Below are 7,108 nucleotides of genomic sequence, written 5' to 3'. Positions count from 1 at the left end.
CCGCCGGACGCGCGGCCGACTCGTCCGGATCGTCCACGCCTCGGAGCCGCGCTTGACGCACGACGCGTCGTGGCTACGTTAGGCAAGCCTTCGCTTACTGAGGACTTCCTTACCTTGCGAAGCCGTCGTGTCCGTCGATCTCCAGGGGGGCCTCGCGTGCGCGAGCTGCTGTCGTCCGTCACCGCCGACCAGTACACCGAAACCGTCCACCGCACCGTCGACCGGGTCGCCACGCGCCTGCGCACGACGACCCAGCCGTTCTCCGGCGCCACACCGGCCCAGCTGCGCGCGCTCGTCGACGCCGTCGACCTCGACGGCCCCGCGATCGGCACGCCGGCCGCGCTGCAGGAGGTCGACGAGCTCGTCGTCGAGCACGCCGTCTGGTTCCACCTGCCGACCTACGCGGCGCACCTCAACTGCCCCGTCGTGCTGCCCGCCGTCGCCGCCGAGGCCGTGCTCGCCGCCGTCAACCCGTCGGTCGACACCTTCGACCAGTCGGGCATCGGGACGTTCGTCGAGCAGGCCGTCGTCGCGTGGACCGCGCGCCGGATCGGCTTCGCGCACGGCGACGGGATCTTCACGTCGGGCGGCACGCAGTCGAACCTGCACGGCCTGCTGCTGGCCCGGGAGCACGCGCTCGCCGGCGTCCCCGACCGCGGTGCCGTCCTGCCGCGGCTGCGGGTCGTCGCGAGCGCGTCGAGCCACTTCAGCGTCCAGAAGTCCGCGATGCTGCTCGGCCTCGCGCCCGACGCGGTCGTCCTCGCCCCGGTCGACGCGCTCGGGCGCCTCCGGCCCGACGCCCTCGCCGCCACGCTGGCCGGCATCCGGGCGGGCGGCGGCCTGCCGATGGCGGTCGTCGCGACCGCGGGCACCACCGACCGCGGGTGCGTCGACCCGCTCGCCGCCGTCGCCGACGCGTGCGACCAGGACGGCACGTGGCTGCACGTCGACGCCGCCTACGGCTGCGGGCTGCTCGTCTCCCCGACCCGGCGGCACCTGCTCGACGGCATCGAGCGGGCGCGGTCCGTGACGGTCGACTTCCACAAGAGCTTCTTCCAGCCCGTGTCGTCGAGCGCGCTCGTCGTGCGCGACGCCGCCGACCTCGCGCCCGTCGCGTGGCACGCCGACTACCTCAACCCGCACGACAGCGACGAGCCCAACCAGGTCGACAAGTCCCTGCAGACGACCCGCCGGTTCGACGCCCTCAAGCTCTGGACGACGCTGCGCGCGCTCGGTGCCGACGGGCTCGGGACGATGTTCGACGAGGTCGTCGACCTCACCGCCGCGGTCCACCGGTGGGTCGCCGCCGACGCCGACCTGGTCCTGGTCGGCCGCTCCGACCTGTCGACCGTGCTGTTCCGGTACCAGCCCGACGGCGTCGACGACGCCCGGGCCGACGCCCTCGTCCCGCAGGTCCGCGCCGCGCTGTTCGGGTCGGGCCGCGCGCTCGTCGCCAAGACCGTCGTCGACGGGCGTCCGTGCCTCAAGCTCACGCTGCTCAACCCCGACGTGACGCTCGACGACGTCGTCGACGTGCTCGAGCTCGTGCGCGCGGCCGGTGCCGCGCTCGTCGAGGGCGACGACCTGCTGTCCGCCGACGCGACGGTGGTGGCCCGGTGAGCGCCCGCACGCACGACCTCGTCGGCATCGGGATCGGGCCGTTCAACCTGGGGCTGGCCGCGCTCGCCGAGCCGCTCGGCCTCGACACCGTCTTCCTCGACGGCCGCGACGGGTTCGCGTGGCACCACGGGATGATGCTCGACGGCGCGACGATCCAGGTCCCCTTCCTCGCGGACCTCGTCACCATGGCCGACCCCACGTCCCGCTTCTCGTTCCTCGCGTGGCTCAAGGCGACCGGCCGGCTCTACCCCTTCTACATCCGCGAGTCGTTCTACCCGCTGCGCACCGAGTACGACGCGTACTGCCGCTGGGTCGCCGACCAGCTGCCCACGCTGCGCTGGGGTCGCACCGTCGTGCAGGTCGAGGCCGACGGCGACGCCTACCTCGTGCGGGCGCAGCGCGTGGACGGCGGCGTCGAGACGTACCGCACCCGGCACGTGGTGCTCGGCGTCGGCACCCAGCCCGTGGTCCCGGCGGCGCTGCGCGACCTCGACGGGCCCGTCGTGCACAGCGCCGACTACCTGCCCTCGCGCGACGCGCTGCGCGCGGGCGACAGCATCACGGTCGTCGGCAGCGGGCAGTCCGCAGCCGAGGTCTACCGGGACCTGCTGGAGGACGCCGACCGGCTCGGCTACCGGCTCGACTGGGTCACGCGCTCGCCGCGGTTCTTCCCGATGGAGTACACGAAGCTCACGCTCGAGATGACGTCGCCCGAGTACACCGACCACTTCCACGCGCTCCCCACGGCGGTCCGCGACCGCGTCGGCCGCGAGCAGCGCGCCCTGTCGAAGGGCATCAGCAGCGCGCTCGTCGACGACATCTACGACACCCTCTACCGCAAGAGCGCTGCCGGTCCTGTCCCGACGACGCTGCTCACCGACACCGAGGTCGTCGGCGCCCGGTGGGACGGCGAGCGGTACACGCTGCGCCTGCGGCACGCCCAGCTCGACGCCGTGCACGAGCGCACCACCGCGGCCCTCGTGCTCGCGACCGGCTACGCCGCGCACGTCCCCGCGTTCCTCGACCCGGTCCTCGACCACCTCGACCTCGACGAGCACGGGCGGTTCGCGGTCGCCCGCGACTACTCCGTCGACGGCGGCCGGCGGCGCGTGTTCGTCCAGAACGGCGAGGAGCACACGCACGGCGTGACCGCGCCCGACCTCGGGTTCGGCGCGTGGCGGAGCTCGGCGATCCTCGAGGCCGTCGTCGGGCGCGAGGTGTACCCGCGCGAGCGGCGCATCGCGTTCCAGGAGTTCGGGGTGCCCGCGGGTGCCGCCGGGTCGACGGTCGGCGACGACGCCGGCGCGCTCGTCGGGGGCGCGCGGTGACCGCCACCGGGACGACCATCGCCGCGGCGCCCGTCGCCGACCTCGCCGTCACGATCGAGCCGCTCGACGTCGCCGCGCACGCGACCCTCCTGCACGCCTGGCTCACGCACCCGCACTCCGCCGCGTGGGAGCTCGGCCACCTCGACGTCCACGGCGTGCGCGCCTACCTCGACGAGGTCGCGACCGACCCGCACCAGCACGCGTGGCTCGGCCGCGTCGACGGCGAGCCGACGTTCCTCGTCGAGACCTACGACCCGGCGCGCGTGCTGCTCACCGACGTGCACGACGCGCGTCCCGGCGACGTCGGCATGCACCTGCTCGTCGCACCCCCGACGGGCGCGCCCGTGCACGGGCTCACGTCGGCCGTCATGCGCGAGGTCGTGCGGTTCGTGCTCGACGACCTCGGCGCCGCGCGCGTCGTCGTCGAGCCCGACGTCACGAACACAGCGATCCTCGCGAAGAACGCGGCCGCCGGGTTCCGCGTCCTGCGGGAGGTCGACCTGCCCGGCAAGCGCGCCCTGCTGTCCGTGTGCACGCGCGCCGACCTCGCCGCGAGCCCCCTCGGAAGGACCCTGCGATGACCACCACCACCGAGCGCCCCGGCGCCGACCGCGCCGCGGTCCTGCGGGCCGCCGCGCACCTGCGTCCCGAGCCGATGGCCGTCGCGCAGCGGCACCTCGTCACCAAGGCCCTCAGCGAGTTCGCGCACGAGCGGCTGCTCGCGCCCGCCCGCGACGACGCGCACCCCGACGGCTACCGCGTGGTGCTCGACGACGGCCGCGTCGTCTACCGGTTCCGCGCGCGCCGCCTGGCGCTCGAGCACTGGGCGGTCGACGAGGCGAGCGTCACGCGCGACGTCGACGGCGAGCCCGCCCGACTGGACGCGACGGCGCTGGTGCTGGAGCTGCAGCCGCTGCTGCGCATCCCCGACCACCTGCTCGCGGTCTACCTGGAGGAGATCTCCTCGACGCTCGCGAGCGGCGCGTTCCGGGCGCACCACGGCGGGCCGTCGGCTGCGGACCTCGTCGGCGCCCCGCTGTGGGAGGTCGAGTCGGCCATGACCGAGGGGCACCCGTCGTTCGTCGCGAACAACGGCCGCATCGGCTTCGGGCTGGAGGAGCACGCCGCGTACGCGCCCGAGGCGGGGCGCCCCGTGCGGGTCGTGTGGCTGGCCGTGCGGCGGTCCGTCAGCCACCTCGCGCTCGGTGCCGGGCTCGACGAGGACGCGTTCTACCGCGCGCAGCTCGGCGGCGCGACCGTCGCCCGGTTCCACGCACAGCTCCGCGACCTGGGGCTCGACCCCGCCGACTACCGCTGGCTGCCCGTGCACCCCTGGCAGTGGGAGCACCGGCTGGCGGTCACGTTCGCGCCCGACGTGGCGCGCCGCGACCTCGTGCCGCTCGGCCTCGGGGACGACGACCACCTGCCGCAGCAGTCGATCCGCACCCTGCTCAACGTGTCCGACCCGACGCGCCACTACGTCAAGGTCGCGCTCGCCATCCAGAACATGGGCTTCCTCCGCGGCCTGTCACCGGCCTACATGCGCGCGACGCCCGCGATCAACGACTGGGTCGCCGACCTCGTCGCGTCCGACCCGGTGCTCGCGGGGCACGGGTTCCGGGTGCTGCGCGAGCAGGTGTCGATCGGCTACACCGGCGACGTCTACCACCGCACGCCGCAGCCGAACGCGCACCGCAAGATGGTCGCCGCGCTGTGGCGCGAGAGCCCCGTCGCGCTCGTCCCGCCGGGCCACGACCTCGCGACCATGGCGTCGCTGCTGCACCGCGACCCCGACGGCGCGCCCTACGTCGGGGCGCTCGTCACCGCGTCCGGGCTCGACACCGCGGCGTGGGTCGCGCGCTACCTCGACGCGTACCTCGCCCCGCTCGTGCACTGCCTGCTCGCGCACGACGTCGCGTTCATGCCGCACGGCGAGAACGTCATCCTCGACCTCCACGGGCACGTGCCCGTCGGCGCGTTCCTCAAGGACATCGGCGAGGAGGTCGTCGTGCTGACCGACCGGCCGCTGCCCGACGAGGTCGCGCGCACCCGGCAGGTCGTCGACGCCGACGAGGCGGCGCTGGCGGTCTTCACCGACGTGTTCGACGGGTTCCTGCGGCACCTCGCGGCGGTCCTCGACACCGACGGGCTGCTCGACGAGCGCGCGTTCTGGGCCCTGGTCGGCGCGTGCCTCGACGAGCACGAGCGACGCCACCCGGACCTGCACCGGCGCGTCGACCTGCGCGCCGAGCGGTTCGCGCACTCGTGCCTCAACCGCCTGCAGCTGCGCAACACCGCGCAGATGGTCGACCTCACCGACCAGTCGGGGTCGCTCATCTACGCGGGCACGCTCGCGAACCCCGTCGCACGTCGGCGCGACGCGTGGCGGCGCGACGCGTGGCGGCGCGACGCATGACGGCGTGCGCGACCGGACCCTGCCGTCGCAGGGTGGGCGCATGACGGTCGAGGTCTACCGCGACGCGTGGGGTGTGCCGCACGTGCGCGCCGACGACGACCTCGGGCTCGCGCACGGCCAGGGGCTCGTCACGGCCGTCGACCGCGCCTGGCAGGTCGAGGTCGACCTGTGGCGCGCGCAGGGGCGGCTCGCGGAGCGCCTCGGACCGGCGGGCGTCGACTGGGACGTGCTCGCGCGACGCCTGCGCATCGCCGACACCGCCCGACGGGTGCACGACGCGCTCCCCGACGACGACCGCGCCTGGCTCGCCGCGTACGTCCGCGGGATCGACGACGGCCTGCGCGGGCGGCCCGTCGCGGAGGTCGACGCGCTCGACGCGCACCTCGGCGGCAGCACCCCGCGCGAGCCGTGGCCCGCGTGGGGCCCGGTCGGCGTCCTGCTCGTCGCGCACGTGCTGTTCTCGACGTTCCCGCGGCTGCTGTGGAACGACCACGTCGCCCGTGCGCTCGGCGACGACGCCGTCGCGCTGTTCGACGCCGCGGGCGGGGCCGGCGACCCCGGGTCCGGGGGCAGCAACGCGTGGGCCCTGCACGGGTCGCGCACCGCGAGCGGCCTGCCGCTCGTCGCGGGCGACCCGCACCGGCTGCTCGAGCTCCCCGGCGTCTACCAGCAGGTCCGCCTGGCCTGCCCCGGGGTCGACGTCGTCGGGCTCGCGTTCCCCGGGGTGCCCGGCGTGCCGCACGTCGCGCACACCGGCGACGTCGCGTGGGGCGTGACGAACGCGATGGCGCACCACGTCGAGGTCTTCCGCGAACGGCTGCGGCGCGACCACGACGGGTGGCACGCGCTCGGCCCCGACGGGTGGGAGGCCGCGACCGTCCACGAGGAGACCGTGCGCGTGCGCGGCGGCGACGACGTCCCCGTGCTCGTCGGCGAGACCGCGCGCGGTCCGGTGCTGTGGCGCACGCCGCGCGCCGAGCGGCCCGCCGGATCCGATGACGCGCCCCTGCCCGGCGACGACGTCGTCGCGGCGTGGTCCGTCCGCCTCCCCGTCCGTGCGACCGACGACGCGGGCGTCGGGTGCCTGCGCCGCCTGCTGCACGTGCGCGACGCGCACGACGTCGCGCACGTGCTGCGCGACTGGGTCGACCCCGTGAACCGCGTGCTCGTCGCCGACCGGCACGGCACGGTCCTGCGGGTCGTCGCGGGACGCGTCCCCGAGCGCGCGGCGTCGCAGCGCCGACGACCGCACGACGCGTGGTCTCCCGCCGGCCGGGTCCCGCCGTGGGCGCCGCCGGTCCCGCCCGAGCACGTGGCGACGGTCGCGGTCGACGCGAACGAGCGCCCGGCCCGCGCCGAGCACGACCTCGGCGCCCTGTACGCGCCCGCGCAGCGGGCACGTCGCATCCGGACGCTGCTCGACGCCGCGCACGACGCCCACCCGGGGCAGGAGACGGCCGCGAGCACCGCGCACGTGCACGCCGACGTCCGGCACGACGGCGCCGCGCGGCTGCTCGCGCACCTGCCGCCCGACGACGCGACCCTGTCGCCCGCCGCCCGCGTCCTGCGGGCCCGGCTCCTCGCGTGGGACCGGGCGATGGACGCGGACAGCAGCGGTGCCGCCGACCTGGCGCGCTGGCGCTCGGCGCTCGTGCGGCACGTCGCGGCGCACCCGTCGCTCGCGGCGCTGCACGACGACCACGCCGCGGGCCCGCTGCTCGACCCGTGGTTCGTCGTGCCCGCG

At 75.6% G+C, this 7,108-nt stretch carries 5 protein-coding genes; all 5 read left to right on the top strand.

Annotated elements, in window-relative coordinates:
- The first annotated feature begins 156 nt into the window (after window positions 1–156).
- The gene (locus tag CBZ_RS18110; protein ID WP_130782863.1) at window positions 157–1,620 is read left to right on the top strand and encodes a pyridoxal phosphate-dependent decarboxylase family protein; all 1,464 of its coding nucleotides are present in this window, start codon (window positions 157–159) and stop codon (window positions 1,618–1,620) included.
- Window positions 1,617–2,948, top strand: coding sequence for a lysine N(6)-hydroxylase/L-ornithine N(5)-oxygenase family protein (locus CBZ_RS18105; RefSeq protein ID WP_130782862.1), 1,332 nt, complete (start codon window positions 1,617–1,619; stop codon window positions 2,946–2,948). The genes CBZ_RS18110 and CBZ_RS18105 overlap by 4 nt, the downstream gene beginning before the upstream one ends.
- A complete protein-coding gene (locus CBZ_RS22115) occupies window positions 2,945–3,529 on the top strand; it encodes a GNAT family N-acetyltransferase (RefSeq protein ID WP_246013526.1) in 585 nt (194 codons plus the stop codon). The genes CBZ_RS18105 and CBZ_RS22115 overlap by 4 nt, the downstream gene beginning before the upstream one ends.
- Window positions 3,526–5,364, top strand: coding sequence for an IucA/IucC family protein (locus CBZ_RS18095; RefSeq protein ID WP_130782861.1), 1,839 nt, complete (start codon window positions 3,526–3,528; stop codon window positions 5,362–5,364). The genes CBZ_RS22115 and CBZ_RS18095 overlap by 4 nt, the downstream gene beginning before the upstream one ends.
- A gap of 40 nt (window positions 5,365–5,404) precedes the next feature.
- On the top strand, window positions 5,405–7,108 hold a 1,704-nt coding region (locus tag CBZ_RS18090), incomplete at its 3' end, for a penicillin acylase family protein (protein WP_130782860.1).

The organism is Cellulomonas biazotea (assembly GCF_004306155.1).
Lineage (GTDB): Bacteria > Actinomycetota > Actinomycetes > Actinomycetales > Cellulomonadaceae > Cellulomonas > Cellulomonas biazotea.
This window is presented reverse-complemented; position numbering and strand designations above follow the sequence as displayed.

What these genes read in the sequence shown, in the direction of transcription:
- CBZ_RS18095 (WP_130782861.1), top strand. Translation starts at nt 3,526, where the DNA reads ATGACCACCACCACCGAGCGCCCCGGCGCCGACCGCGCCGCGGTCCTG.